This window comes from Amycolatopsis sp. NPDC059657 (assembly GCF_042734395.1).
In the GTDB taxonomy this organism is placed as follows: Bacteria; Actinomycetota; Actinomycetes; order Mycobacteriales; family Pseudonocardiaceae; genus Amycolatopsis.
In genome coordinates, this window is record NZ_JBHWEB010000009.1 from 1 (window position 1) to 23,877 (window position 23,877).

Consider the following 23,877-nt stretch of genomic DNA (forward strand, 5'->3'; position numbering starts at 1 on the left):
GGTTAGAACCGTCGGCAACACTCACGACGGGAGGCCCGTGAGGTCACGAACGTGCTGGGCCGGTGCTGCCTCGCTCGGTCAGGCGCGGGGAGAGCAGCCGGACTTCGGGCCTGCCGTCTTCGTCGAGCTGACGCATCGCCATTTCGACCGCGAGTCTGCCCACTTCGCCAGCCGGGATGGCGATCGAGGTGAGCGGCGTCGAGTGGGCTTCGGCCATGTCTTCCGGGCAGACCGCGAGTACCGAGATGTCGCGGGGCACTTTCTTGCCGTGTCGGCTCAGTTCCGCGAGCAGCGGGCCCAGTATTGCTTCGTTGTGGACGACCAGCCCGGTCACATCGGGGTGCTTGGTGAAGATGTCGTCGAGGCAGTCGCGGAGCGCGTCGTAGGAGGGAGCGCAGGGGAAGGACCCGGCGTGCACCTTGCGTTTGGTGGCGGCCTTGCGGAAGCCGCGCAGGAAACGTCCGGCGTAGCTCGTGCCTCGCCGGTAGACGGCGGGGGACGGGCCGATCAGGGCGATCTCGGTGTGCCCGAGGTCGGCGAGGTGGGTGATGGCGGCCGCGCCCGCCGCGGTGAAGTCGAGGTCGACGCAGGTCAGCTCGCCAGGCTTGCCGGGTACTCCGATGAGCACAACCGGCCGGTTCAGCGAGCGCAGCACCGGAAGCCGGGGCTCGGCGTTCTCCACGTCCATCACGATCAGCGCGTCCGCGAGCGAGGACGCGGCCACCCGATGCAGGCCGTCCGGGCCTTCGTCCTTGGTCAGCAGCAGTACGTCGTTGTCGTATTTGCGGGCTTCGGTGACCGTGGCCGCGACGAACTGCATGACGACGGGAACGTTCAGGTCCGTCCGCAGTGGAACGACCAGTGCGAGGACGTTGGTGCGGTTGCTGGCCAGCGCCCGCGCGCCCGCGTTCGGGACGTAGCCCAGCGCGCTGATGCTGCGCTGGACCCGCTGTTGCGTGTCCGCGGAGATCGCTCGCCTGCCGGAGAGCACGTAAGACACCGTGCTCGGCGCGACCCCGGCCGCTCGGGCGACATCTGCGATGGTGACCATGCGGCGATGATAGTGCGTGGTCGAACCGTTTCGACCCCTTTTCGACGACAACGCGTGTGTTCGATCACGGACCCGTTACAGCCGACAATGAAAACCATTAATGTCTGACCGGTGAACGAAGCTGTCACGCGCCGTCAGACGGTGGCGCGGTTCGGGGAACTGCCGCCGGTCGTGCGGCTCCTGATTTCCACCCAGCTGCTGTTCAACATCGGCTTCTTCATGGTCCTGCCGTATCTGGCCGGGCACCTCGTCGACGATCTCGCGCTGGCAGGCTGGCTGGTGGGACTCGTGCTCGGCCTGCGGACCTTCAGCCAGCAGGGGATGTTCCTGGTGGGTGGCCTGCTCGCCGACCGGCTCGGCGCGAAGCCGGTGATCCTCGCCGGTATCGCGGTCCGGGTGGCGGGCTTCCTGCTGCTGGGTGTCTCGCCGAACCTGGCGGGCGTGGTCGGGGGCGCGGTGCTCACCGGTGCCGGCGGCGCGCTGTTCTCGCCTGCCGTCGAAGCGTCGATCGCTCGAGAAGCCGGGCCTGGGCAGCGGACCGCGGCGTTCGCGATGCTCGCCGTCTGCGGTGAGCTCGGCGCGGTGACCGGACCATTGCTGGGCGCTCTGGTGCTCAAGGACTTCGAGGTCGCCTGTCTGTTCGCCGCGGGCCTGTTCGCCTTGGTCGCTGTTTGCCACGCCCGGTTCCTGCCGCGGTGGCCTGGCGAGCACAGGTCCGAGCCGCTGCTCGCAGGCTGGCACGAGGTGCTCCGGAACCGCGCTTTCCTGGTCTTCGCCGTCGCCTACTCCGGCTACCTGGTGTCCTACAACCAGCTGTACCTCGCCTTGCCCGCCGAGCTGCGCGCGGTAACCGGTGACGAGGCCGCGCTCGGCTGGATGTTCGCGCTGGCCTCGGTGATCGTCGTTGTCGGCCAGCTGCCGACGACGGCGATCGCCCGACGGCTGCTGGGCCCCGCCAAGTCCGTGGTGACGGGATTCGGCCTCATGGCAGCCGCGTTGGCCGTCGTCGCGTTGCCGTTGCCAGGGCTCGTGCCCGCGGTGTCGATGGTCGTGTTGTTGACACTCGGCCAGATGCTCGCCGTCCCCTTCGCGCAGGAACTGCTGCCCACCCTGGCCGGCGAACGCCGATTGGGCGCCTATTTCGGGTTCCTGGCGTCGGTGGGCGGTGTCGCGGTGCTGCTGGGCAGTACCGCGAGCGGTGCCGTGCTCGATCTCGGACCGGGGGCGTGGCTCCTGCTCGCGCTCGTTCCCTTCGGCGGCGCTGTCGTGCTCGCCGTGCTCGTGACCCGCGGTGCGTTCGCCCGCTGATGGAAAGGCATGTCATGTTCCGAGCTCTCCGACTGGGAGCGTCGCTGCTCGTCGTCGCGATGGTCACCACCGGTTGTTTCGCGGGTTCCGCGGCGGGTGGTGACGACGGTGCCAGACTCCGGGTCGTCCTGCCGTTCCCGCCGGCGCAGGGGTTGTCGCCGTGGGGCGACGACGCGCTGTTGCTGACTCGCCTCGGCGTCGCCGAACCGCTGGTCGACCTCGACCAGGCAGGCTCGCCGGTCCCCGGTCTCGCGGAAAGCTGGACCAGGACCGGCGACACGACCTGGCGGATTCACCTCCGCGCCGGGGTGAAGTTCCACAACGGCGCCGTCCTCACCGCGGCGGACGCGGCGAACGCGCTCACCAAGGCCGGCGCCGCGAGCCCGGTTCCCCGCGCGCTCAAGGGCGTCGGCCTGGTCGCGGTCGCCGAGGGCGACCGCGATCTCGTCATCACGACCGCGAAGCCGGATCCGGTTCTGCCACAACGGCTCTCCTCGCCGAACCTCGTGATCCTCGCGCCGTCGGCGTACCGGCCGGATCGAGTCGACCCCGCCGGCGCGGCGACCGGACCGTTCGTGCTGAAGTCCCCGGTCAAGGACGTGGCCACACTCGACGCCTTCGCGGGCTACTGGGCGGGCGCGCCCCGATCGCCGGGCGTGGACGTCAGGTTCGTGCCCGACGGCACCACCCGGGCGAGCACGCTGCGCGCCGGTGAGGCCGACGTCGTGTACGCGTTGCCGGTGGCCGCGAGCGTCGACCCTCAGCGGGTGCTGGGCGTTCCGCTGCCGAGGACGGTTTCGCTGCACCTCAACACCGCCAAGGCGCCGTTCGCCGACGCGGGACTGCGCGCCGCCGTCCGCGCCGCCGTCGACCCGGCCACGCTGGCTCGAGGTGTCTACGAAGGACAGGCCGACGCCGCCCGCGGCATCTACGGTCCGGCCAGCCCGTGGGCACCGCCGCAACGGGAACTCGCGCCGGTTCCCACCCCGGCCGCCCCCGCTGGGCAAAAGATCGTGCTCGCCACCTACGGAGATCGGGCCGAGCTGCCTGAGGTCGGTTCGGTTGTCGCGGAGACATTGCGAGCCAAGGGTTTCGTGGTCGAGCAGGTGGTGCGCGCGTACAGCCTGCTCGAACCGGACCTGCTCGCCGGCAAGTTCGACGCGGTGATCTCGAGCCGCTCCTACCTGCTCGACACCGGTGACCCGTTCGCCTATCTGGGCACTGACCTGACCTGCAAGGGCGGCTACAACCTGTCCGGGCTGTGCGATCGGACGATCGACACCACGATCACCGAATCCGCGGCGCTGGCCGATCCGAAGGCGCGCGTCGCGGCCGCACTGAAGATCGAGGCCGACGTACTCGCGACCGGCGCGTTGATTCCACTGGTACACGAACGCGCTCGCATCGGCGTCGCCGCAGGCGTCGCGGACGTTCCGGCGGACGTGTACGAGCGTCATCTCATCACCAAGGGGACGCACCGATCGTGATCGTGCTGCGCCGGTGCGCACTGCTGCTGGCGGTCACGGTCACTGTCGGCCTGCTGCCCGTGCTCGCCGGGCGCGACCCGGCGCTCACGGTGCTGCGGGCGCGCCTCACCGACCGCGAGCCTGACGCGGCCGCGCTCGCTTCGGTTCGTGCCGAGCTCGGTCTCGACGCGGGGCCGTTCGGGCTGCTTCGTGACTGGCTCGCCGGACTGCCCCGCGGTGACTTCGGCCGGTCGTGGGTCTCCGGCGAACCGGCCGGGCCCGAGTTGCTCCACGCCTTGCTGGTTTCGCTGAGCCTGGCCGGGTTCGCCACGGTGGTGGCCGTGCTCGTGGCCGCGGTGCTGGTCTCCGTCCAAGGTGGACGGTCGGCGGCCGCGCTCGCGGCAGTGCCGGAGTTCCTGATCGCCGCGGTGCTCCTGCTGGTCTTCGCGGCGCGCCTGCGGCTGCTGCCGACGTCGGGGTGGGACGACCTGCGGTACGCGGTGCTGCCGTCGATCGCGCTCGGTGTGCCTGCCGGGGCGGTGCTGGGCACCGTCGCCCGTGACGCGGTGCGCGCCGCGCAAGCCGAGCCATGGGTGCGCACCTGGCGTGCCGCGGGCTTCACCCGCCACCGTGTGCGGGCAGCGGTCGCGAGGCGCGCGGCTTCGGTGGTCGGCGCTCAGCTGGCGCTGGTGGTGGCCGGTTTGCTCGGCGGCGCGGTGGCCGTCGAAGTCGTGTTCGCGGTACCGGGCATCGGCAGGCTCGCGGTGAACGGCGCGCTGGCGCAGGACATGCCCGTCGTCCAGGGCTGCGCGCTGGTGGTGCTGCTCGTCGGCACGGTCACCGGCGCCATCGCGGCCGGGGTGCAGCGGCTTGTGCTCGGCCCGGCTTTCGCGGAGCGCGGCATGCAGTCCCCGCCGATCCGCCCCGTCCCGCGTCCCGGCCGATTTTCACTCGTGCCCGTTTTCCTGATCGTGGCCGTCCTGCCAGCGGGTCTGTGGCGCGACCCGCTCGCCGTCGACCTCACGGCCCGGCTGCTGCCACCTTCCGCGCGGCATCCGTTCGGAACGGACGCACTCGGCCGCGACCTGCTCGCCAGGATCGCACACGGCACGGTGAGCACGGTCGGCCTCGCGATCGTGGTCACCGCGGTGGCGCTGCTGCTCGGGCTGGCCTGGGGCTTGGCGGTGCGTGGCTCGGGCGCCGCCGACCTGGCCAACGCCCTGCCACCGACGATCGCCGCGCTGCTCGTGGCCACCGTCGCGGGGCCCGGAGTTTTCGGCGCGGCGACGGCCGTCGCCTGCGTTTCCTGGGCGCCGCTGGCCGCACACGCTCGCTCGCTGGCGCTGGAACAGCACGCCGCCCAGCACCTCGACGCGGTGCGTGCCATCGGCGCGGGCCGGTTCTGGGTGCTCAGGCGGCATGTGCTGCCGGCCGTGGTGCCCGCGGTCACGCGCAACGCGGTCGTCCGGCTGCCCGGTATCGCGCTTGGCTTGGCTTCGCTGGGTTTCCTCGGCCTCGGCGCCCAACCACCCCGTCCGGAATGGGGACTGCTGCTCGCCGAAGGCATGACCTACGCCGAGCGAGCGCCATGGACGGTCGCGTTCCCGGTCGCGATGCTGGTCTTGCTCGGTGTTTCCGCCCTCACCCTGGCATCCCGCATTCGCTGAATCCGCGGCGGACACCTGTGTCGCGGCGCCTTGGTTCAGTAACCGCGGTACGCGCCGCCATGGGACATGGCGGTCAGTCCCGGCGTGTGCTGGATATCGCCGTACCGGCCGTAGATGTAGCGGACGCCGGCGATGATGTTGTCGACCGGGTTGTAGATGTCGTCGTGCCCGGGCAGTTTGTAGGCTCGGAACGTCGAGTCGATGGTCTGCATGAGCCCCTTCGACGGATGCCCTGCGGCGGCGTTGGAGTCGAACTTGTTGATCGCGTGCGGGTTGCCAGCGGACTCGTGCTGGATGATCGACTTGATCCTCGCGATGTCGGCGTCGGTCACCGGCACGCCATGGGCGCGCAGGATCTCGACGGCCTCCCTGACCCAGGCGTCGACGTCGCCAGGCAAGGCGATGGCAGGCGGAGAGCCGCTCGGGCCATCGGACACGGTGGCCGGCGGGCGGGCCGAGCCTGCCCCGGAGCCACCTCCGCCACCACCGCCGCCGGTGTGTCCCCGCGACGGCGGCGTGCTCGCCTTGGCTCCTGATACCGGCGTGCTGTGGCCAGTGGACTGCCGCGACGGAGGCGGCGTGGTGACGGTTTCGTTCGGCGTCCCCGCGCGACCGTCGGTGAGCGCGGGCATGGCGCCGTGCGGCGGCAGCTGGGAGTAGCCGCCGCCGATGTCCTGGGTCAGCCCGTCGGACACCTGGTCAAGGAGCGCGTCTGCCTTCTCGAGCAGCCCGTCGAGATCTTCGCCGGCGGTCGTGGCGGTCGCCGAATTCTTCGTGGACGCCTCGGCGAAGATCGCGTCGGGGGTCTGGGCGGGTGGTACCGCGCCCAGCACCTGGCGGTTCACCGCGTCCAGCCGGCCAGCCGCCCTCGCCGCGGCAGCCTCGGCGGCCGCGTTGGCCTGCTCGATCGCGCTTCTGGCCTGGTGGACGCGTTCGCCGATCCGGCCCCGCAGGTCCGAGAGGTCCTGTCCCAGCCGATCAAGGTCGTCGGCCGCCGAGACGAGGCGGTCGTGCAACCGGCCGGCGGCCTTGCCGACCTTGTCGACGTAGCCGAGGAAGGCGGTCGCGCTTTCTCCTTCCCAGCTGTCGTCGCGCAAGCCGTTCGTGGCCGCGTTCAGCTTGTCCGGGTGGTTCGCGGCGTTGGCGGCGGCCGTGCGGAGCGTCGAGGCGGCCGCATGGATCGTCTCCGGGCGCAGGCCTTCGACGCGCTGGGCCTTGGCTTCCACCTGGTGCCATTCGGGTGGCAAGCCGAGGCTCATCGGCCGGGCTCGTCGTCCGCGAGGGTGATGTGCCGAGCGTTGTCCAAGTCGGTTTGCTCGACCTCGATGGCCAGCGACCGCAGCCATCGCGCGGACTCGGCGAGATGTGCCGCGCCGGTGCCGAACTCGTCACGTACCTTGTCATGAAAGCCGCGGATCGCGGCACAGGCCCGTTCTCCCGCGTCGAGAGCGCCGAACGGCGTGCCAGGGAGCATGTCACCGGCGAGCCCGCCGCGGCACTGGTCGAACTCGTCGCGCAACGACTCCAGTTCGCCAGCGGCTTCGCCCATCGCCTGCAGGTCGTATCGGGGCACCGCACCGTCCTCGCGCTAGGAGACCACTACCGGTGATCATGGCCTGTCGTGGGCGTTGACAGAGGTGCTCGGCCTGCTACCGGCGGAGAGTGGGGAAATCCTCCATGAACGCGTGTCAGCGGTCCATGAAAAGCAAAGGGCCGCCAGGCGCAAAGCCTGACGGCACTTCCAACAGCTTCATGCCTACGGCCGCGGAGTACACTCGGTCGTGCCGGAGCGAACCGAGCACGAAGGGTCCACCGCGCCCGCGAGAGCCGGCGCCTGCGTCGCCAACAGGGCTCCGAAGACTCCCAGCGTGATGACGGCCGTCGTGATGACCCGGCGAGACTTACTGATGACACTGGTCATGGTAACGCTCCCATCTGCTACGGAATACTTGCTGATGAACAAGCTCGATCCGTGGACTGTTCCTCTCGAACTTAACGTGCTGAAACACAAAAATTGACATTGTCTGCAAGGCACGGAATCAATTCCGCAATTCGCGGAAGCCGGTGGTTCAGGCAGGGGGAGGGGCTGTGGTCGCGCGGACGATCAGGTAGGTGTCGAGCGAGCGGTCGGTGCTCGCCCGGGGTGCGTCGTCGAGTTGCGCGAGCAGGACCCCGACCGCGGCCTTGCCCGCCGCTTCGGCGGGCATCGCGACAGTGGTCAACGGGGGCGCGGAGATGGCGGCGAACACCAGGTCGTCGCAGCCGACCAGGCTGACCTCGTCGGGCACCGGCACGCCGCGGGCGTTGAGCCTGGCCAGCACGCCGAACGCGACCAGGTCGTTGTACGCGATGATCGCCGTCGCGCCCGCGGCGAGCGCGAGGTCGGTGCCCTGCAGGCCGCCCTCGAACCGGGGTGGGAACGGGCCGAACTCGACCAGCTCCATGCCGTGCTCGTGCGCGGCCGGTCGCAGGCCGCTCAGCCTGGCCGCGTTGGACCAGGAACCCTTGGGCCCGCCCAGATACGCGCACCGCTGGTGCCCCAGCGCCGCGAGATGCTGGATCGCCTGGCGCATGCCGCCGGGGCTGTCCATGACGACCGACGGGATGTCTTCGCAGTGCCGGTTGAGCAGCACCACGAACGTCTGCCTGGCCAGATCCCGGAGCTGCTCGTCGCTCATGCTCGGGCTGCAGAGGACCAGGCCGTCGACCTGTCTGGCCATGTTGCGCGCCAGGTTCTCCTCGGTGGCCGGGTCCTGGTCGCTGTTGGCGAACAGGACCGCGACGTCGTCCTGCCGCGCCCGGGCCTGCACTCCATTGAGGACACCGGTGAAGAACGGGTTCGCCAGGTCGGACACGATGATTCCGATATGCCCCGTGCGGTTCACCGGCTTTCGCGGGCCGGGGGCGGGCTGGTAGCCGAGTTCACCCGCCGCCGCCAGGATGCGGACGCGTGTCTCCGGCTTGACCAGGTCGGGGGTGGTGAAGGCGCGCGAGACCGTCGAGATGGAAACCTTCGCCAGATCGGCGACGTCATGGATGGTGACGGTCACGAGGCTCCCTCGGTGCGGACTTGTGCAACATCATGTAAATGGCCTGCGGCGGTGTCAATTCGGCGGTACTACCGTACTGCGCGGGCTCGCCCCGTAAACAGCCTGTTACCAGCGCATTGTCCTTGACACTGCGCGCGGCCGACCCCTAGCGTGGCTTTGCAGAAAATCACGGGTGTTTGCAGGATCGGAGACCCAATGCCGGGCACCGCACGCCTTGCCGTCGTCGGCACGTCCGGCTTCGCGTTCACCTATCTCCAGCGCGCGCGGTACCTGCACGAGGAGGGCCACGCGGAGTTCGTCGGCGCGTGTGACATCCGGGAACCGTCCGCGAAGGCGCTCGGCATGCTGCCGCGTGGCGCCGCCGTGCACCGCGACGTCGACACCCTGATGCGGGTCGCCAGGCCGGATGTCGTCGTGGTCGCGACACCGCCGCACGCACACCGGCCGGTCGCCGCCGCGGTGCTGGCCGCCGGTGGGGACCTGCTGATCGAGACGCCGCCGGTGCTCGACCTGGCAGGCTACGACGAGCTCACCGAGCTGTCCGCCAGGTTCGGCCGGACCTGCCAGACGGGGTTCCAGAGCTTCGGTTCCGCCGCGTTGCCGCTGCTTGCCGACGCGATCGCCCGGGGTGAGATCGGCGCGGTGACCGGGGTGGGCGCGGCGGGGGCTTGGGTCCGCACCGACGCGTACTACGCGCGCAATTCGTGGGCCGGCCGCCGCTGGCTCGACGGTGAAGCGGTGGTCGACGGCGCGTTGACGAATCCGTTCTCGCACGCCGTGGCCACCGCGCTGCTCGTGGCAGGCGTCGCCGAGCGCGACCCCTCGGACATCGCACTCGAGCTGTTCGGTACCCGCGACTTGGAAGCCGACGACACGGCGTGCCTGCGGCTCGAGTTCGACGGCGGCCCGGACATCGTCGTGGCCGCTTCGCTGTGCGCGGAACAGGATCACGAGCCGTACGTGGTCGTCCACGGAACCGAGGGCCGGGCGAAGTTCTGGTACAAGACGCACCGGCTGGAGATCAACGACATGCGGATCACCGCGGCGGAACCGACCGACCTGCTGCGCAACCTGCTCGACCACCGGGCGGACCCCGCGACGACCCCGTTGCTCGCGCCGCTGACCTCGACGAGGGCGTTCGCGTCGGTGGTGCAGGCCGTGCGCGACGCTCCGGAACCCGCGCCGATCCCGGACGGCTGGATCCGCTCGGTCGGCGATGGGCCGGGCCGTCATCCGGTGGTGCGCGGGATCGGCGAGGAGGTCGCCGTCGCGGCCGAACGGCTCGCCCTGTTCTCCGAGATCGGGGTGCCGTGGGCGAGCCCGGCCCGCTGGTGGCGTGGCGTGCACCGGACGCCCGTCAAGCCCTGACGCGGCCGGTCGTGTCCCGCACGACCAGCTCGGCGTCCAGCCGGATCACTCCACCGCGCGGTGGCTCATCGAGCCCGCACGCGAGGCGCCCGGCCGCGGCGCCCGCTTCCCGCAGTGGCAGGTGGACCGTGGTCAGCGGCGGGCAGGTGTCCTGGCAGCACTCGATGTCGTCGAAGCCCGCGACCGACAGCTGGGCCGGTACGGATCGGCCATCGGCCCGCGCGGCGGCGAGCGCGCCGGCGGCCATCAGGTCGTTGGCCGCGACGATCGCGGTGAGGTCCTTGTGCCGCAACAACATTTGCCCGGCATGCCAGCCGGATTCCCAGGTGAACTCCCCGCCGGTCACGAGCCGCGGGTCGTGCCCCGGCGCGGCGGAACGGAAGCCGGCCAGCCGTTCGGTGGTGGTGGAGCGCCGCGGTGGTCCCATGATGTAGCCGATCCGGCGGTGTCCTGCCGCGGTCAGGTGCTCGACCAGCCGTGTCGTCCCGCCCGCGTTGTCGAACGTGACCGCGGGCACGCTGGGAAGACCCGTGATCGGTGGGCGTCCACAAAGGACTACGCGGATGCCAGCCCGCAGCAGGCCCGCCAGCCGCTCGGTCAGCTCGGGCCGAGGTCCGTCGACCGCGCCGCCGACGAGTATCACGCCACCGGCTCCCAGTCGCCGCAGCTGATCGAGGTGCGTGAGCTCACCCATGGGGTCACCGCCGGTAGCGCAGATCAGGGCCAGCCTGCCTGCCGGGGACGCCTGATCCTGGACGCCGGCGACGACAGGGGCGAAGAACGGGTCGGCGAGGTCGCCGACGACCACGCCGATCACCTCGGAGGTGCCGCGCATGCGGGAACTCCCATCGTTTGCAGAAAATCCAGATGCATCTTCCACGGGTTACGCCAGCTGGTCAATATGGCCTCTGCTAGGCCTTTTGGCCGTTGACAGGCCGGGAGACGTCACCTTAGTGTTCCCGGCCATCGGCAGTGTTTTCTGAAAACCTGCAAAGCGCCGGGAATGATGGGTGGGAACCGGTATGAGCGCTCGGAGACCCAGTCGCCGGACGGTGATCGCGGCACTGGTGGTGTCATCGCTGCTGACAGCGTGCGGATCGGAACCGGGCGGTGGGGCCGGTGGCGACGTGACCATCTCCTTCGCCTGGTGGGGAAGCGACAACCGGGCGACGATCACCAAGAAGGTCGTCGAGCTCTTCGAACAACGCAACCCCGGTATCAAGGTGCAGACCACGTTCGCGGCGTACAACGCCTACTGGGACAAGGTCGCCACCCAGACCGCCGGCGGCAACCCGCCGGATGTCATGACCATGGACACCCGGTACCTGTCCGAGTACGGGGAACGTAAGGTGCTGCTGGATCTGGGCGCCGGCGCGGGCAAGCGGATCTCGCTCGCCGACGTCAACCCGGAGCTGGCCGCCACGGGCATGATCGGTGCCAAGCGGTTCGCTGTTCCCTGGGCGCAGAACGCGTCGTCGCTGGTGTACGACTCGGCGGCTTACGCCGCGACGGGTGTGGACATGAGCAAGCCGCTGACCTGGGAGCAGTTCCGAAACGCCGCGGAGAAGGTCAGCGCAGCGTCGGGCTTCTCGAGGCGAGGCGTGACCGACTTCGGCATCCTGGACAGCGCGCTGGAGATGTGGCTGCGCCAGCACGGGAAGGCCTTCTTCACCGACGACGGCAAACTCGGCTTCGGCGCGGACGACCTGCGTGAGTTCTGGAAGCTCGCGAACTCGTTCCGGGTCGGCAAAGCGAGTTCCGGGGCCGACGTCACGGCCTCGTACAACACCTCGCCGGAACAGGCGCCGTTCGGCAAGAAGCTCACCGCCGCCGAGTTCGCCTACGACGGCATCTACCCCAGCTACCAGAAGGTCTACGGCACGACGGAACTCAAGATCGCGCCGTATCCCAGCGACGTGGCAGGCAAGACCGGGCAGTACCGCCGACCGGCGATGTTCCTGTCCGTCTCGGCGAAGGGCAAGGCTCAGGAGGCGTCCGCGAAGCTGGTGGACTTCCTGATCAACGACCCGGAAGCGGGCAAGCTCCAGGGCACCGACCGCGGGCTTCCGCCGAACCTCAAGATCCGGGCCCAGCTGGCGGCCGAAGCCACCGGTCCCAACAAGGTGGTCTTCGACTACGAGACGGCGGTCGAACCACTGCTCGCGCCCGCACCGCCGGTTCCACCCAAGGGCGCCGCGGCGATCCAGAAACTCCTGCAGCGCACCTACGAGGAGATCGCCTTCGAGCGGCTCAGCGTCGACGAAGCGGTCAGCCGGTTCATGGCCGAAGCCCAGAAGGACCTGAACTGACCCATGACCGTCCTACGCACCCCGGCCAAGCCCGCTCCCGCGGCGCCGGCCCCGCGGAACCGCCGTCTCCGCGGGGCCGGTCGGCGCCGCGCGGATCATCAGCCACAGGCGTACGTCTTCCTCGCGCCGTGGATCATCGGCGCGATCGCGCTGACCGTCGGCCCGATGCTCGTCTCGCTCTACCTTTCGTTCACCGAGTACGACCTGTTCACCGAGCCACGCTGGGTCGGGCTCGGCAACTACGTCCACATGTTCACCGAAGACGACCGCTACCTGCAGTCGGTCAAGGTCACCTTGGTGTACGTGTTCGTCGCCGTCCCGCTGAAGATGCTGGTCTCACTGCTGATGGCGCTGGCGCTCAACACCCGGGTCGCGTCCAACGGCTTCTACCGCGCCGCTTTCTACGCGCCGTCGCTGCTCGGTGCCAGTGTCGCAGCGGCGCTGGTCTGGCGTGCGATGTTCAGCGAAGGCGGGTCTGTCAACAACGTGCTCGAAGGGCTTGGCTGGGACACGCCGAGCTGGGTGGACGACCCCGGCTACACCATCTGGTCGATCATCCTGCTCGCGGTCTGGCAGTTCGGCGCGCCGATGGTGATCTTCCTGGCAGGGCTCAAACAAGTGCCCCGCGAGCTGTACGAAGCGGCCGAAGTGGACGGCGCGGGCGTGCTGCGCAAGTTCTGGCATGTGACGCTGCCGATGCTCTCGCCGGTCATCTTCTTCAACCTGGTGCTGGAGGCCATCCATGCGTTCCAGGTGTTCACGCCCGCGTTCGTGATCGGCGGCGGGCGTGGCGGCCCGGCGGACTCGGCGCTGGTCTACACGCTGTACCTGTACCAAACCGGGTTCGAGGACTTCGAGATGGGCTACGCCTCCGCGATGGCGTGGGTGCTGCTCGCGGTGATCGCGATCGTGACCGCCGTCATCTTCCGCAGTGCGCGGCTTTGGGTGTTCTACGGGGACAAGTCGTGAGCGCCAAAGCCAAGACCGTCGCCTGGCACGCGGTGTGCCTGGCCGCCGTCGCGATCGTGCTGTATCCGTTGGTGTGGCTCGCGTTCGCCTCGGTGAAGCCGCCGTCGGAAGTCTTGTCCAGCATGAACCTGCTCCCGAGCCGGGTGGTGCTGGACGGCTACCGCCAGGGCTGGGAGGGCGCGGCGGGTATCGGCTTCAGCACCTTCTTCCTGAACTCGTTCATCGTCGCGTTCGCCTCGGTGCTGGCCAACATGTTCTCGTGCACGCTGGCGGCGTACGCGTTCGCCCGCCTGCGTTTCCGGCTCTCCAGGCCGCTGTTCGTGTTCATGATCGCGACCCTGATGCTGCCGCACCACGCGACGCTGATCCCGCAGTACGTGATCTTCCAGGAGGCCGGGCTCGTCAACACGTACGTGCCACTGATCCTGCCGAAGCTGCTGGCCACCGAGGCGTTCTTCGTGTTCCTGATCGTGCAGTTCATGCGGGGGATCCCGCGCGAGCTCGACGAAGCGGCCACCATCGACGGCTGCGGGGTCTACCGGACGTTCTGGCATGTGGTGCTGCCGCTGGCGAAACCGGCGCTGGTCACCACGTCGATCTTCACGTTCATCTGGACGTGGAACGACTTCTTCACGCAGATGGTGTACCTCAACGACGCGGAGAAGTTCACCGTCCCCTTGGGACTGCGCCTGTTCGTGGACACCAGCAGCCAGTCCAACTTCGGCGCGATGTTCGCGATGTCGGCGCTCGCGCTGGTGCCGATCGTGCTGTTCTTCCTGGCCTTCCAGCGGCTGCTCGTCGAAGGCGTCAACACCAGCGGATTGAAGGGGTGATCGTGATGTGGCGCGATCGGCTGACGGCGTTCGCCGACTGTCTCCAGCTCGGCATGCTGGTGTGCGTGGCTTCGCTCCCCGTGGTCACGGCCGCACCGGCGTTCGCGGCCGGCTGCCGGGTGGTGAGCCGATGGCGCGACGGTGACTCACCGCCGATGTTCGGGGTGTTCCGGGAAGAATTCCTGCGCAGGTTGCGCGGCGGAATCCCGTTCTCACTCGGCGTGGTGGCACTGGTGGTGGCGCTGAGCGTCGACATGGCGCTGCTCGGCGCCGGAATTCCCGGCGGGCGCCTGCTTTTGTTCGCGCTGCCGGTGTTGCTGGTCGTGTTGGCACTGGTGGCGCTGCGCACGTGTGCCGGTGTGGCTGTCCACAATGGATGGCTGCCCGCGTTGCGTGCCGCCGCGCGGATCGGCATGGACATTCGCGGGTCGGCGCTGCTCGGCGGTGCCGTGGTGACCGCCGGTGTGCTCGTGTGGATGCAGCCGCTGATGCTGATGCTGGTGGCAGGCCCGCTCACGCTCGCCGCTGTCGGGACCACGCGGTGACGCCGCCGAAGGTCGTCGTGTTCGGCACCTCCGGCTACGCGGAGGTCCACCTGCGACGAGCCCGTGCGCTGCACGACCGGGCCGAGATCGTCCTCGCCGGTGTCTGTGACGTGCGCGAACCCTCGGCAGAGGCCATCGGGATACTGCCGTCGGGCACCCTGGTCTTCACCGACGCCCAGCAACTGCTGGAGCGCGCCACTCCTGACATCGCGATCGTGGCGACCCCGCCGCACACGCACCTGATGGTCGCGCTCACGGCGCTCGCCGCCGGGTGCCACGTGCTGGTCGAGAAGCCGCCCGTGCTCGACCTCGACGCCTTCGCGCAGCTCGCGGGCTGTGCCGAGCGCGCCGGAGTGTCCTGTCAGGTCGGCTTCCAAAGCTTCGGCTCGCGAGCGTTGCCGACGCTGCGCGCGGCCATCGGCGATGGCGCGATCGGTGCGCTGACCGGGGTCGGCGCCGCCGGTGCGTGGATCCGCCGTGACGCCTACTACGGGCGAAACGCCTGGGCAGGCCGAAGGCAGCTGAACGGAGTGTCCGTTGTGGACGGTTCGTTGACGAACCCGTTCGCGCACGCCGTCGCCACCGCGATACTGGTGACGGGCCAGGCGAGCACACTGCCACGGGCGATCGAGGTCGAGCTGTACCACGCCCGCCAGATCGAGGCTGACGACACCGCCGCCGCCCGGCTGCTCTTCGACGGCGGGATCGAGGTCGTCGCCGCGGCCACGCTCTGCGCGGACGACGAGGTCGAGCCGTACGTGGTGGTGCACGGCACCCAGGGCAAGGCCAGGTGGTGGTACCGGACGAACATGCTGGAGATCAACGGACGGCCGGTGCCACTCGGCCTCCCGATCGGCCTGCTGCGCGATCTGGTCACGCACGTCAGGGACAAGACCCCGCTCGCGGCCCCGCTGGCGCACACGCGCGCGTTCACCGCGTTCGTGCAGGCCGTGCGTGACCATCCGGGACCGAAGTCCATCCCGCCCGCTTGGGTGGGCACCGCCGACGAGGGTACGGAACGCCGGTACGTGGTGGACCGGATCGCCGAGTCCGTGGAAACCGCGGCCGACGAGATGCTGCTCTACTCCGAGCTGGGTGTGCCATGGGCGTCGTGAACGAGGAGTTGCGGCTGGAGACCGGTCCCGGCGGCGTGCGGGTGAGCGCCGGTGCCGTCGAGCTCGCCGAGTACGTCGTCGAGCCGGACACTCCGCGGCCGGACTCACCCAAGCCCTATCTGCATCCATTGCGTACCACGGCGGGCGACGTCGTCACCGCGGTCCGGCCGCATGACCATCCCTGGCACAACGGCCTGCAGTTCACCGCGGCGAACCTGTCCGGCGAGAACTTCTGGGGCGGTCGGACCTACGTGCGCGGACAGGGATACACCGAGCTGGACAACAATGGTTCGATCCGGCACCTGCGGTGGCAGCGAACTCACTGTGCGAGCGGCCTCGCCGAGCTGCGGCACAGTCTGGTGTGGGAGACGCGCGCGGGGGAGTGCTGGCTGACCGAAGACCGGTCGATCGAACTGAGCGACGTCGACCTGTGTGACGGTTCTTGGTTGCTTACGTGGAAAACGAGTCTGTGTAACACAAGTGACCGCCTGCTCGAATGGGGCAGCCCGGCGACGGAAGGCAGGCCGACGGCGGGATACGGCGGCCTGTTCTGGCGTGGCCCGCGGTCATTCGTCGGCGGGACGGCGTTCTCGTCGACCGGAGTTCCCGGTGACAGCGCGATGGGCGGCCGTGCGCCGTGGCTCGCCTACACCGGACAGCACGACATCAGCCTTCGCCATTCCACGCTGGTCTTCGTCGACTGCCCGGCCAATGTCCGTCATCCGACACCCTGGTACGTCCGGACTGAACCGTTCCCCGTGGTCAGTTTCGCGACGACCTTCCACGAACCGTTGCCGCTCGAGCCCGGCGGCCGGATCGACCTCACCCACCACGCGATCGTCGCGGACGGTAGCTGGGAGCCCGAGCGGATCGAGAAGTACATCGCCACTCGCATCGCTGCCCGCTGGGGCTGAACCGAAGTCTCCGTTCGCGCGTCACGTTCGAACAAAGGAGAACAGCCGATGCTGGTCAAGCTACTCTCGACGGTCACCGCCGTCATGCTCTTGTCAGCAGGTCAAGCGAGTGCCGACTCCGGGCATCTCGGCAGGCAGACACTCGGCGCGCGCGACGGCTGGGCGGCCGCGACCACCGGCACGACCGGAGGTTCGCCGGCCACCCGCGACCACGTGTACACAGTGGACAATCGCGCCGAGCTCGTCGCGGCACTCGCCGACACCGAATCGAAGATCGTCTACGTTCGCGGCACGATCGAGGGCAACACCGACGACCTCGACCGCCCGCTTGGCTGCGACCAGTACGCGGACCCCGGCTACAGCCTGGCCGCGTACCTGGCCCAGTATGACCCGGCCACCTGGGGCAGGACCGATCCAGCCGGACCGCTCGAGGAAGCCCGCGCGAGATCGCAGGCCAATCAGGCGAAGCGGGTGGTGGTACCCGTCAAGTCGAACACCACGATCGTCGGCCTCGGTGACGATGCGACGATGCTCGGCCTGACGCTCCGAGTGTCGGGTGCGGACAACGTGATCATCCGCAACCTGCGGTTCGAGGACGCCTACGACTGCTTTCCGCAATGGGACCCGACAGACGGCGACACCGGCAACTGGAACTCCGAGTACGACAACCTGGTGCTGACCGGTGCCACGCACGTCTGGGTCGACGGCTGCGAGTTCAGCGACGGCGGCAACACCTCGCAGCCTGTCTACTTCGGACGTAAGTACGAGGTGCACGACGGGCTGCTCGACGTGGTCAACGGTTCCGACCTGGTCACGTTGTCCTACAACAACTTCCACGACCACGACAAGTCGATCCTGATCGGCAACACCGACCGCCCGACCTACGACGTGGGGAAGCTGCGCGTCACGATGCACCACAACCTCTTCGAGAACCTCGGCTCACGTGTGCCTCGCGTCCGCTATGGGCAGGTTCACGTGTATAACAACCTATATGTCGTGCCTTTCACGAATTCGTACGAATACTCATGGGGAATCGGCATCGAATCGAAGATTTATGCCGAGAATAACTTCTTTCAGGTCGGTCGTGGTGTCATGCCCGGAACGTTCGCGAAATGGTGGAAAGGCACGGCACTGCACGCCACGGGCACGTTGATGAACTGGCGTCCGGTGGACGTGGTCGCGGAGCACAATGCTGTTTATGACCCTGACCTGGGTGTCGATGTCGGCTGGACGCCCACTCTCGCGCCGCGGGTGTACCCGACCGCGCTCGTCCCGCTGCGGGTCCGCGTGCATGCGGGCGTCGGCCGGAATCGCTGATCCGCGCTATTCGGAATTTGATACGCAGGGGCCGGATCTCGTCGTCGGCCGAGTAGCCTACCCGCCGGGTGTCAGAATGGACCCCAAGGAATGAATAGGGTGTGATAATGACGAGTACTGCTCTGTTGCGACGTCGTGTCAAGCTGACCGTGCCGCTGATGCTTGCCATCGTATTCGGCTCGTCGGTGGTCGTCACGGCTCCCGCGGCGGACGCCGTGACCGGACGTCGAGTCTGCTTCTACGGCGAGAACATCACCGGAGAAAATGTTCGCACGATTGTCGCGCGCAAGGATGGTGCGAATGCGTACACCAACCCCAAAGTCAAGCGCGCGGTCGGCGTGAACTACACCAAGAACAAGAAGTGTCCTCTGATTACCGATCAGGTGAAGAAGAACAGCTTTGCGCGGACCTTCCAGGGCCCTCCTCGTGCCGAGGTGAGCGCGCTGGACTGCGGCAAGTGGCTCGCTGAGATCGGCGCGAGTGGCAAGCTGCACGTTCCCAGGGGTGACAGGATGCTCTTCGAATTCGCATCCGGTACGCACCCGGGCGACGTGTGCACCGGGATGCGGAAGGACATCTTCTACGAGTTCAACGTCATCATCGAGACCTTACCCAACATGGTGCCCGCGGTGAACGACTTCACCGTCCAGGGCCTGTCGACGATGACCGTCCAGGACATGACCTGAGCCACTCGTGGGGTGTCGCGACCCCGAAGCCGAGTTGAGTGAGGGCCTCCCTGACCCAACTCGGTTTCAATGCTGGGTAGTTAACGCACAAAAGCCACTTTTGTGGCGGTGAGCGACACATAGGCCGCGTTCGTACCGTCCGGGACGCCCGGAAACGCGTGTGAATACGACACTAAGGGGCAAAACGGTCGCATGTGGTCCTTTGTGGATGGTTGATTGAGGTGTTTCGGCGTGGCCAGACACCTGGTCGCGCCGAACACCGGCACTGGGGAAGCAAGTGAATTCACGCTTGTCCCCGACGCGGCGTTCGAGTTTCCCTCAATAGTCGTCCGCGACACCTGCGGTCCTTGACGGTGGGAAAGCGCTTTCCTAGGCTGGGACACGATCAGCGAAGACGAGGACCGCGCCGGGCGAAGTTCCCGACGCGCACGGTTCCCGTACCTCCTGCGCAGGCGACCCGGTCGGTCGACGTAACCGGGTGCGCTTGGCGGCAGGCCTGCTCGTCGACCACTTGGGAGAAAACCGATGAGAACGAAACTCGCCGTCACCGCTGCCGGCGCCGCACTGACCGCCGGACTTGTCGTCACACCGGCCACGGCGATGGCCGCTCCGGTTCGCTACGAGACTGAGACCTCGCCTGCCGTCTGCACGGGCACCATCGACACGAACTGGCCCGGTTACTCCGGTTCCGGTTTCTGCAACGGAAACAACGCGACTGGCGCCTACGCCCAGTTCACCGTCAGCGTGTCTTCCGCGGGCAATGCGACGCTCGCGATGAGGTACGCCAATGGCACCTCGAGCGGTCGGTCCGCTGACATTCTCGTCAACGGCACGAAGGTGCACTCCGTCGTGTTCGGTGCGACGGGCGCATGGTCCACTTGGGCGACGAAGTCACTGACGGTTCCGCTGCCGGCGGGCAGTGCTGCGATCCGGATCAGCCCGACCGATTCGGGTGGCCTGCCCAACCTCGACTACCTCGACCTCGAGACGGGCGAGGTGCCGTCGGCCAACGCGCTGTACGTGGCACCGAACGGCAAGGACGGCGCGAGCGGGACACCGGCGGACCCGACGACACTGACTTCGGCGATCACCCGGATACCGGCCGGTGGAACGATTTACCTGCGCGGCGGAACCTACAACCACACGCAGACGGTCACCATCGCGACCGGCAACAACGGCACGGCGAGCGCCCGTAAGCGGCTGGCCGCCTATCAAGGTGAGACCCCGGTGCTGAACTTCTCGGCCATGACCGAAGATCCCGCGAACCGCGGACTTGCCGTGAACGGATCGTTCTGGCACATCTATGGCATCGTCGTCCAGCGCGCCGGTGACAACGGAATCTTCGTCGGTGGCAGCAACAACATCTTCGAGCGTACGGTCACCCGGTTCAACCGCGACTCGGGGCTGCAGATTTCGCGGGCACTGTCCAGCACCCCGAAAGACCAGTGGCCGGCCAACAACCTCGTGCTGAGCTCGGAATCGCACGACAACGCCGACTCGGACGGCGAGGACGCCGACGGTTTCGCCGCGAAGCTCACCGTGGGCACGGGCAACGTGTTCCGCTACACCGTCTCCCACAACAACATCGACGATGGCTGGGACCTCTACACCAAGACGGAAACCGGTCCCATCGGCGCGGTGACCATCGAGGATTCGCTGTCCTACAAGAACGGCACGCTCACCGACGGTTCGCAGGCAGGGAACGGCGACCGCAACGGCTACAAACTCGGCGGTGAGGACATCGGGGTCGACCACCTCATCCGGCGGAACATCGCCTACGACAACGGGAAGCACGGGTTCACCTACAACCGCAACCTCGGCACCATGTCGGTGTCGGGCAACGTGGCGATCGACAACGATCAGCGCAACTTCTCGTTCGACGGCGGCACTTCGGTGTTCCGGAACAACGTCTCGTGTCGCGGCGGCAGCGGATCGAACGACAAGGTCGTCGGGGACGCCGACGGCTCGAACCAGTTCTGGACCGGCACGAACGGTTCGCGCTGCGCCGGCTATTCCGGGGCACTGAAGTGGTCCTTCGCCGCGGACGGCCGCCTCGTGGTCAGCTTTGGCGGCTGACGATCCGGTCGGGTCGTGTGCGGCACTCGCAGCCGGAGGAACGGTTCGCCGTTGGCGTCACCCGCCGGGTCCCCGATCAGCGCCGAGAACTCGTCCGTGCTGACGAGCAGGCGCCCGGGGGTGGCGTTCACGGCGGCCCGGAATGGCCCGTCGGCCGGCGGGCCGTAGCGCACGGCGAACACGGCGACCTCCGGCGGCGTGCCGGGCAGCGGATCGGCGAGCAGCCGGTTGGTCTCCGTCACCCGCTGCCAGCCGCTGTCGGGATTTCCGTAGCCGCGCGGGTCGTCGGCCAGGGAGAACGCCATTTCCTCTTGGGTGAGGCCCGTGGTGAAGTGGGTGGCGCCAGGCGCCGGGTTGATCACCCGCATACCAGAGCCGGAGCTGATCAGGAGGCTCCCGGCGAGCAGCGCTCCGCCGGTGTCCAGAGCCGCGTACGGGACGTCCAAATCGAACGGCATGCCCGAGGGGGCCGCCACGGTCCGGATTCTGCGCTGCCGCTCCCCGTCGGCTTCGGCATAGGGGAGCCCGGCCAGCAGGCTCAGCCGCGCGTCGGCGGGGAGCGCGGCGCGGGGGACCACGGTGACCAAGGTGATCCGCTGCCCGTCGCAGACGGCGAGTTGCTGGACGCTGAGCATCGACTGTTCCCTGGTGACGACCGCTTTCGTCACCAGCTTGGCGACGAGACCGCCTGCCCGTGCGTCACGGGTGCGGGTAGGGCCGAGCGGCCGGGTGAGGAGCAGTGATGTGCCGTCGGCGTACTCGAGCAGTGGCCCGATGCCGTGCTGGCGATCGGCGACGGACTCGATGACCGCCGTGCCGGCTGCGTCGATCAGATACGGCGTGAAGGCACTCGTGAAGGAGATCGACGCGCTCGTGCCACGCAAGGAATGCGTGGTGATGACGGGCTTTTCGTCGCCACGAAACCACTCGGTGTCGTCTTGGCACAGCCAGACGGTGGTGAAGGCGAAGTGGCCGCTGGGCGCGCCGGTGGCCGCGGCAGGGTAGTACGTGACCCGCCGATCGCCGAGGTAGCGGCCGAGGTCGGCTTGGATCCGGCCGCTGAAGTAGCGCAGGCCCAGCATGCCTTCGGCGCCGACGTGCTGCTCGCTGTAGCGGGGGCCGCCGTAGTCGAAGCCGCGGGCGGACAGCCTGCACTCGAGGTGGCGGGCGATCTCGATGCCGTCTTCGAGAAAGAGCCGATCTCCGGTGACCCGGTGAGCTTGGGCCAGGAAGGACAGCGAGATCGGAAGGTAGTTCTGGTCGTGCCCGCCGCCGTGCTCCACCGGGAGCGCGAATCCACGGTCGAAGACGCGGGCGGGCCGGATCACGTCGGTGTACCAGCGCATCGCGGCCGCGCTGAGGTCGCGGCCTTCCCTGGTGCGGGACAGCGCGCACAGGCGATCGCCGAGCATCAGGCCCGCGGCGACGGCGCCGATCGCCTGGTTGGCCGTCTGCTGGGGGTTGAACAGACTGGCTTCGGTGAGCCAGTGCCAGTACCCGACCGCGACCTTGGTCAGCTCGGCGTACTGGACCGTGGTGAGCAGGCCACGGCCGAGTTCGAGAACGTTGACCGCGTGCAGGAGCGCCCAGACCGTGCTTGGCCAGTCGCCGAAAGGATGCTCGCCTTCGCCAGGCAGGTAGCGGGCGTAGGGCAGTCCACTGTGGCGGAGCCGGAGGAACGGTTCGCCGGGGTTGTCGGTACGGAAGACCCGATGGCGCAGAAAGAAATCCAGCCCTCGGCGGACGGAGTCCGGCTCGACGCGCTCGGGTTCGCGGTGCCACGCCAGGCACAGCAGCGAGACGACACCGAGTCCCATGTCGCCGATGTCGTCGTCGGCACCCGGGTCTTCGAAGTTGCCGTCCGGCTGCTGATGGGTGAGCGCCGTGCGCGCCGCTTCGGCGAGCATCTTGTCGAGCCGCTCGTGGTCGTCAGGGATTTCGTGCAGGCAGGCGTGCTGGCTTGGCAGGAAGACCTCGGAGTCCACGGTGGCGAGCAGATGGGTCTTCGTGTCACCGATGTCCAGTCCGACCGGTGCGCCGAAGTTCTGTGCCGTCAAGGAGTTCCTCTCGGGGACATAGGGCGGACACGCGGCTGGGACCCGCAATTCCATTGGCCAGTAAACAAACCGAGCGGTCTTGTTGTCAATGGTAGTGGATCAAGCCGGGTGAACTCGTCCATCGACTGTCGAAATCGTCGAATACATTGACACTGTTTCGGCGTCTCCCTACAGTCCGGCGAAAGCGTTTCCACTTTCCCTGGGACGGAAATCTCCGGAACCGCGCGACACCGACGTCCCAGGAGCGCCGATGCGAGAAACTCGGAAGCCGAAGCGTGAGAACAGGGTCGCTTATGCGTTCCTCACGCCGTGGCTTCTCGGCCTCTTCGGCTTCGTGCTTGTCCCGATGGGCTATTCGCTCTATCTGTCGCTGACGAAGTTCGACCTGCTCAGCGCCCCTCGCTGGATCGGTTTCGCCAACTACCTCGCGATGCTGGGCGACGAGAAGTTCCTGCAGTCGGTCAAGGTCACGCTGCAGTACGTCGTGTTCTCGGTGCCGTTGAAGCTCGCGGCCGCGCTACTCGTCGCGGTCGCGCTGAACCGCGGGCTGCGCGCGCTCGGCTTCTACCGGTCGGTGTTCTACCTGCCATCGCTGCTCGGCGCCAGCGTCGCGGTTTCGGTGATGTGGCGGCAAATCTTCTCCCAGCAGGGCCTGCTCAACCAGGTGCTCGGCTGGTTCGGCGTTCGCGGCGCCGACTGGATCGGTGACCCGCGGTTCGCGCTCTGGACACTGATCCTGCTTTCGGCATGGCAGTTCGGCACGCCGATGCTCATCTTCCTCGCCGGGCTCAAGCAGATCCCGAAGGAGCTGTACGAGGCGGCCGAGCTGGACGGCGCAGGCCGGATACGGATGTTCTTTCGGATCACCGTCCCGATGCTGTCGCCGGTGATCTTCTTCAACGTGGTGCTGGAGACGATCAACGCCTTCCAGACGTTCACCCCGGCCTACGTGGTCAGCGGTGGTTCCGGTGGGCCGATCGACTCGACCATGCTCTACACGCTTTACCTGTACCGGAAGGGCTTCACGAGCCTCCAAATGGGATACGCGTCCGCCATGGCCTGGGTGCTGTTCGCGGTGATCGGCGTGTTCACGGCGGTGTACTTCGCGTTGTCGCGACGCTGGGTCACCTATGCCGAATGACCCAC

The 23,877-nt window shown here is 68.1% G+C and carries 20 protein-coding genes; 14 read left to right on the plus strand and 6 right to left on the minus strand.

The window, feature by feature from the left end:
* Positions 1 to 43 precede the first annotated feature (43 nt).
* The gene (locus ACFV15_RS07260) at positions 44 to 1,051 is read right to left on the minus strand and encodes a LacI family DNA-binding transcriptional regulator (protein WP_378349289.1); all 1,008 of its coding nucleotides are present in this window, start codon (positions 1,049 to 1,051) and stop codon (positions 44 to 46) included.
* A gap of 111 nt (positions 1,052 to 1,162) precedes the next feature.
* Between ACFV15_RS07260 and ACFV15_RS07265 the strand changes: the two genes are divergently transcribed.
* From ACFV15_RS07265 to ACFV15_RS07275, 3 genes are read left to right on the plus strand one after another with little or no spacing between them, the layout of a single operon-like run.
* Positions 1,163 to 2,359, plus strand: a complete 1,197-nt coding sequence (locus ACFV15_RS07265) for an MDR family MFS transporter (protein ID WP_378349290.1) — start codon at positions 1,163 to 1,165, stop codon at positions 2,357 to 2,359.
* A 14-nt stretch (positions 2,360 to 2,373) separates the two neighbouring features.
* Positions 2,374 to 3,846 carry an ABC transporter substrate-binding protein gene (locus tag ACFV15_RS07270; RefSeq protein WP_378349291.1) on the plus strand — a complete coding sequence of 491 codons (1,473 nt, stop codon included), beginning with the start codon at positions 2,374 to 2,376 and terminating at the stop codon, positions 3,844 to 3,846.
* Entirely contained in the window at positions 3,843 to 5,492 is a 1,650-nt protein-coding gene (locus tag ACFV15_RS07275) for an ABC transporter permease subunit (RefSeq protein WP_378349292.1), read from the plus strand. Before ACFV15_RS07270 ends, ACFV15_RS07275 begins: the two co-directional genes overlap by 4 nt.
* A 35-nt stretch (positions 5,493 to 5,527) precedes the next feature.
* Here ACFV15_RS07275 and ACFV15_RS07280 read toward each other — a convergent pair whose 3' ends face one another.
* The 3 genes from ACFV15_RS07280 to ACFV15_RS07290 all read right to left on the minus strand — a co-directional run bounded on the left by ACFV15_RS07280 (position 5,528) and on the right by ACFV15_RS07290 (position 8,542).
* On the minus strand, positions 5,528 to 6,751 hold the full coding sequence (locus tag ACFV15_RS07280; RefSeq protein WP_378349293.1) for a transglycosylase SLT domain-containing protein: 1,224 nt from the start codon (positions 6,749 to 6,751) through the stop codon (positions 5,528 to 5,530).
* Positions 6,748 to 7,065 (minus strand): hypothetical protein, encoded by a 318-nt coding sequence (locus ACFV15_RS07285; protein ID WP_378349294.1) that lies wholly within the window; start codon positions 7,063 to 7,065, stop codon positions 6,748 to 6,750. Before ACFV15_RS07285 ends, ACFV15_RS07280 begins: the two co-directional genes overlap by 4 nt.
* Positions 7,066 to 7,561: 496 nt before the next feature.
* On the minus strand, positions 7,562 to 8,542 hold the full coding sequence (locus ACFV15_RS07290; RefSeq protein WP_378349295.1) for a LacI family DNA-binding transcriptional regulator: 981 nt from the start codon (positions 8,540 to 8,542) through the stop codon (positions 7,562 to 7,564).
* A 195-nt stretch (positions 8,543 to 8,737) separates the two neighbouring features.
* Here ACFV15_RS07290 and ACFV15_RS07295 point away from each other — a divergent pair, with 195 nt between their 5' ends.
* Positions 8,738 to 9,910, plus strand: coding sequence for a Gfo/Idh/MocA family protein (locus ACFV15_RS07295; protein WP_378349296.1), 1,173 nt, complete (start codon positions 8,738 to 8,740; stop codon positions 9,908 to 9,910).
* On the opposite strand, the gene ACFV15_RS07300 is transcribed toward ACFV15_RS07295, so the two are convergent.
* Positions 9,900 to 10,745: a LacI family DNA-binding transcriptional regulator gene (locus ACFV15_RS07300; RefSeq protein ID WP_378349297.1), complete on the minus strand. Its 846-nt coding sequence runs from the start codon at positions 10,743 to 10,745 to the stop codon at positions 9,900 to 9,902. The two genes, ACFV15_RS07295 and ACFV15_RS07300, sit on opposite strands and share 11 nt — an antisense overlap.
* Before the next feature lie 187 nt (positions 10,746 to 10,932).
* Here ACFV15_RS07300 and ACFV15_RS07305 point away from each other — a divergent pair, with 187 nt between their 5' ends.
* The 9 genes from ACFV15_RS07305 to ACFV15_RS07345 all read left to right on the plus strand — a co-directional run bounded on the left by ACFV15_RS07305 (position 10,933) and on the right by ACFV15_RS07345 (position 20,674).
* Positions 10,933 to 12,219, plus strand: a complete 1,287-nt coding sequence (locus ACFV15_RS07305; protein ID WP_378349298.1) for an ABC transporter substrate-binding protein — start codon at positions 10,933 to 10,935, stop codon at positions 12,217 to 12,219.
* A 3-nt stretch (positions 12,220 to 12,222) separates the two neighbouring features.
* Positions 12,223 to 13,188 carry a carbohydrate ABC transporter permease gene (locus ACFV15_RS07310; RefSeq protein WP_378349299.1) on the plus strand — a complete coding sequence of 322 codons (966 nt, stop codon included), beginning with the start codon at positions 12,223 to 12,225 and terminating at the stop codon, positions 13,186 to 13,188.
* Entirely contained in the window at positions 13,185 to 14,021 is an 837-nt protein-coding gene (locus ACFV15_RS07315) for a carbohydrate ABC transporter permease (protein ID WP_378349300.1), read from the plus strand. Before ACFV15_RS07310 ends, ACFV15_RS07315 begins: the two co-directional genes overlap by 4 nt.
* A gap of 2 nt (positions 14,022 to 14,023) precedes the next feature.
* Positions 14,024 to 14,566 (plus strand): DUF624 domain-containing protein, encoded by a 543-nt coding sequence (locus ACFV15_RS07320; protein WP_378349301.1) that lies wholly within the window; start codon positions 14,024 to 14,026, stop codon positions 14,564 to 14,566.
* Positions 14,563 to 15,681, plus strand: a complete 1,119-nt coding sequence (locus ACFV15_RS07325; protein ID WP_378349302.1) for a Gfo/Idh/MocA family protein — start codon at positions 14,563 to 14,565, stop codon at positions 15,679 to 15,681. Before ACFV15_RS07320 ends, ACFV15_RS07325 begins: the two co-directional genes overlap by 4 nt.
* Entirely contained in the window at positions 15,669 to 16,595 is a 927-nt protein-coding gene (locus tag ACFV15_RS07330) for a PmoA family protein (RefSeq protein WP_378349304.1), read from the plus strand. The genes ACFV15_RS07325 and ACFV15_RS07330 overlap by 13 nt, the downstream gene beginning before the upstream one ends.
* A 48-nt stretch (positions 16,596 to 16,643) precedes the next feature.
* Positions 16,644 to 17,912 carry a polysaccharide lyase family 1 protein gene (locus tag ACFV15_RS07335; protein WP_378349305.1) on the plus strand — a complete coding sequence of 423 codons (1,269 nt, stop codon included), beginning with the start codon at positions 16,644 to 16,646 and terminating at the stop codon, positions 17,910 to 17,912.
* Positions 17,913 to 18,019: 107 nt separating this feature from the next.
* Positions 18,020 to 18,598, plus strand: a complete 579-nt coding sequence (locus ACFV15_RS07340; RefSeq protein WP_378349306.1) for a hypothetical protein — start codon at positions 18,020 to 18,022, stop codon at positions 18,596 to 18,598.
* Positions 18,599 to 19,123: 525 nt separating this feature from the next.
* Entirely contained in the window at positions 19,124 to 20,674 is a 1,551-nt protein-coding gene (locus ACFV15_RS07345) for a carbohydrate-binding protein (protein WP_378349307.1), read from the plus strand.
* On the opposite strand, the gene ACFV15_RS07350 is transcribed toward ACFV15_RS07345, so the two are convergent.
* Positions 20,608 to 22,731, minus strand: coding sequence for a hypothetical protein (locus tag ACFV15_RS07350; protein ID WP_378349308.1), 2,124 nt, complete (start codon positions 22,729 to 22,731; stop codon positions 20,608 to 20,610). The two genes, ACFV15_RS07345 and ACFV15_RS07350, sit on opposite strands and share 67 nt — an antisense overlap.
* Before the next feature lie 250 nt (positions 22,732 to 22,981).
* Between ACFV15_RS07350 and ACFV15_RS07355 the strand changes: the two genes are divergently transcribed.
* Complete coding sequence (locus ACFV15_RS07355) at positions 22,982 to 23,872, plus strand: carbohydrate ABC transporter permease (protein ID WP_378349309.1); 891 nt, start codon at positions 22,982 to 22,984, stop codon at positions 23,870 to 23,872.
* The last annotated feature ends 5 nt before the right edge of the window (positions 23,873 to 23,877 follow it).

What these genes read in the sequence shown, in the direction of transcription:
- ACFV15_RS07305 (WP_378349298.1), top strand. Translation starts at nt 10,933, where the DNA reads ATGAGCGCTCGGAGACCCAGTCGCCGGACGGTGATCGCGGCACTGGTG.
- ACFV15_RS07270 (WP_378349291.1), top strand. Translation starts at nt 2,374, where the DNA reads ATGTTCCGAGCTCTCCGACTGGGAGCGTCGCTGCTCGTCGTCGCGATG.
- ACFV15_RS07280 (WP_378349293.1), bottom strand. Translation starts at nt 6,751, where the DNA reads ATGAGCCTCGGCTTGCCACCCGAATGGCACCAGGTGGAAGCCAAGGCC.
- ACFV15_RS07345 (WP_378349307.1), top strand. Translation starts at nt 19,124, where the DNA reads ATGAGAACGAAACTCGCCGTCACCGCTGCCGGCGCCGCACTGACCGCC.
- ACFV15_RS07330 (WP_378349304.1), top strand. Translation starts at nt 15,669, where the DNA reads ATGGGCGTCGTGAACGAGGAGTTGCGGCTGGAGACCGGTCCCGGCGGC.
- ACFV15_RS07310 (WP_378349299.1), top strand. Translation starts at nt 12,223, where the DNA reads ATGACCGTCCTACGCACCCCGGCCAAGCCCGCTCCCGCGGCGCCGGCC.
- ACFV15_RS07335 (WP_378349305.1), top strand. Translation starts at nt 16,644, where the DNA reads ATGCTGGTCAAGCTACTCTCGACGGTCACCGCCGTCATGCTCTTGTCA.
- ACFV15_RS07355 (WP_378349309.1), top strand. Translation starts at nt 22,982, where the DNA reads ATGCGAGAAACTCGGAAGCCGAAGCGTGAGAACAGGGTCGCTTATGCG.
- ACFV15_RS07340 (WP_378349306.1), top strand. Translation starts at nt 18,020, where the DNA reads ATGACGAGTACTGCTCTGTTGCGACGTCGTGTCAAGCTGACCGTGCCG.
- ACFV15_RS07300 (WP_378349297.1), bottom strand. Translation starts at nt 10,745, where the DNA reads ATGCGCGGCACCTCCGAGGTGATCGGCGTGGTCGTCGGCGACCTCGCC.
- ACFV15_RS07295 (WP_378349296.1), top strand. Translation starts at nt 8,738, where the DNA reads ATGCCGGGCACCGCACGCCTTGCCGTCGTCGGCACGTCCGGCTTCGCG.
- ACFV15_RS07260 (WP_378349289.1), bottom strand. Translation starts at nt 1,051, where the DNA reads ATGGTCACCATCGCAGATGTCGCCCGAGCGGCCGGGGTCGCGCCGAGC.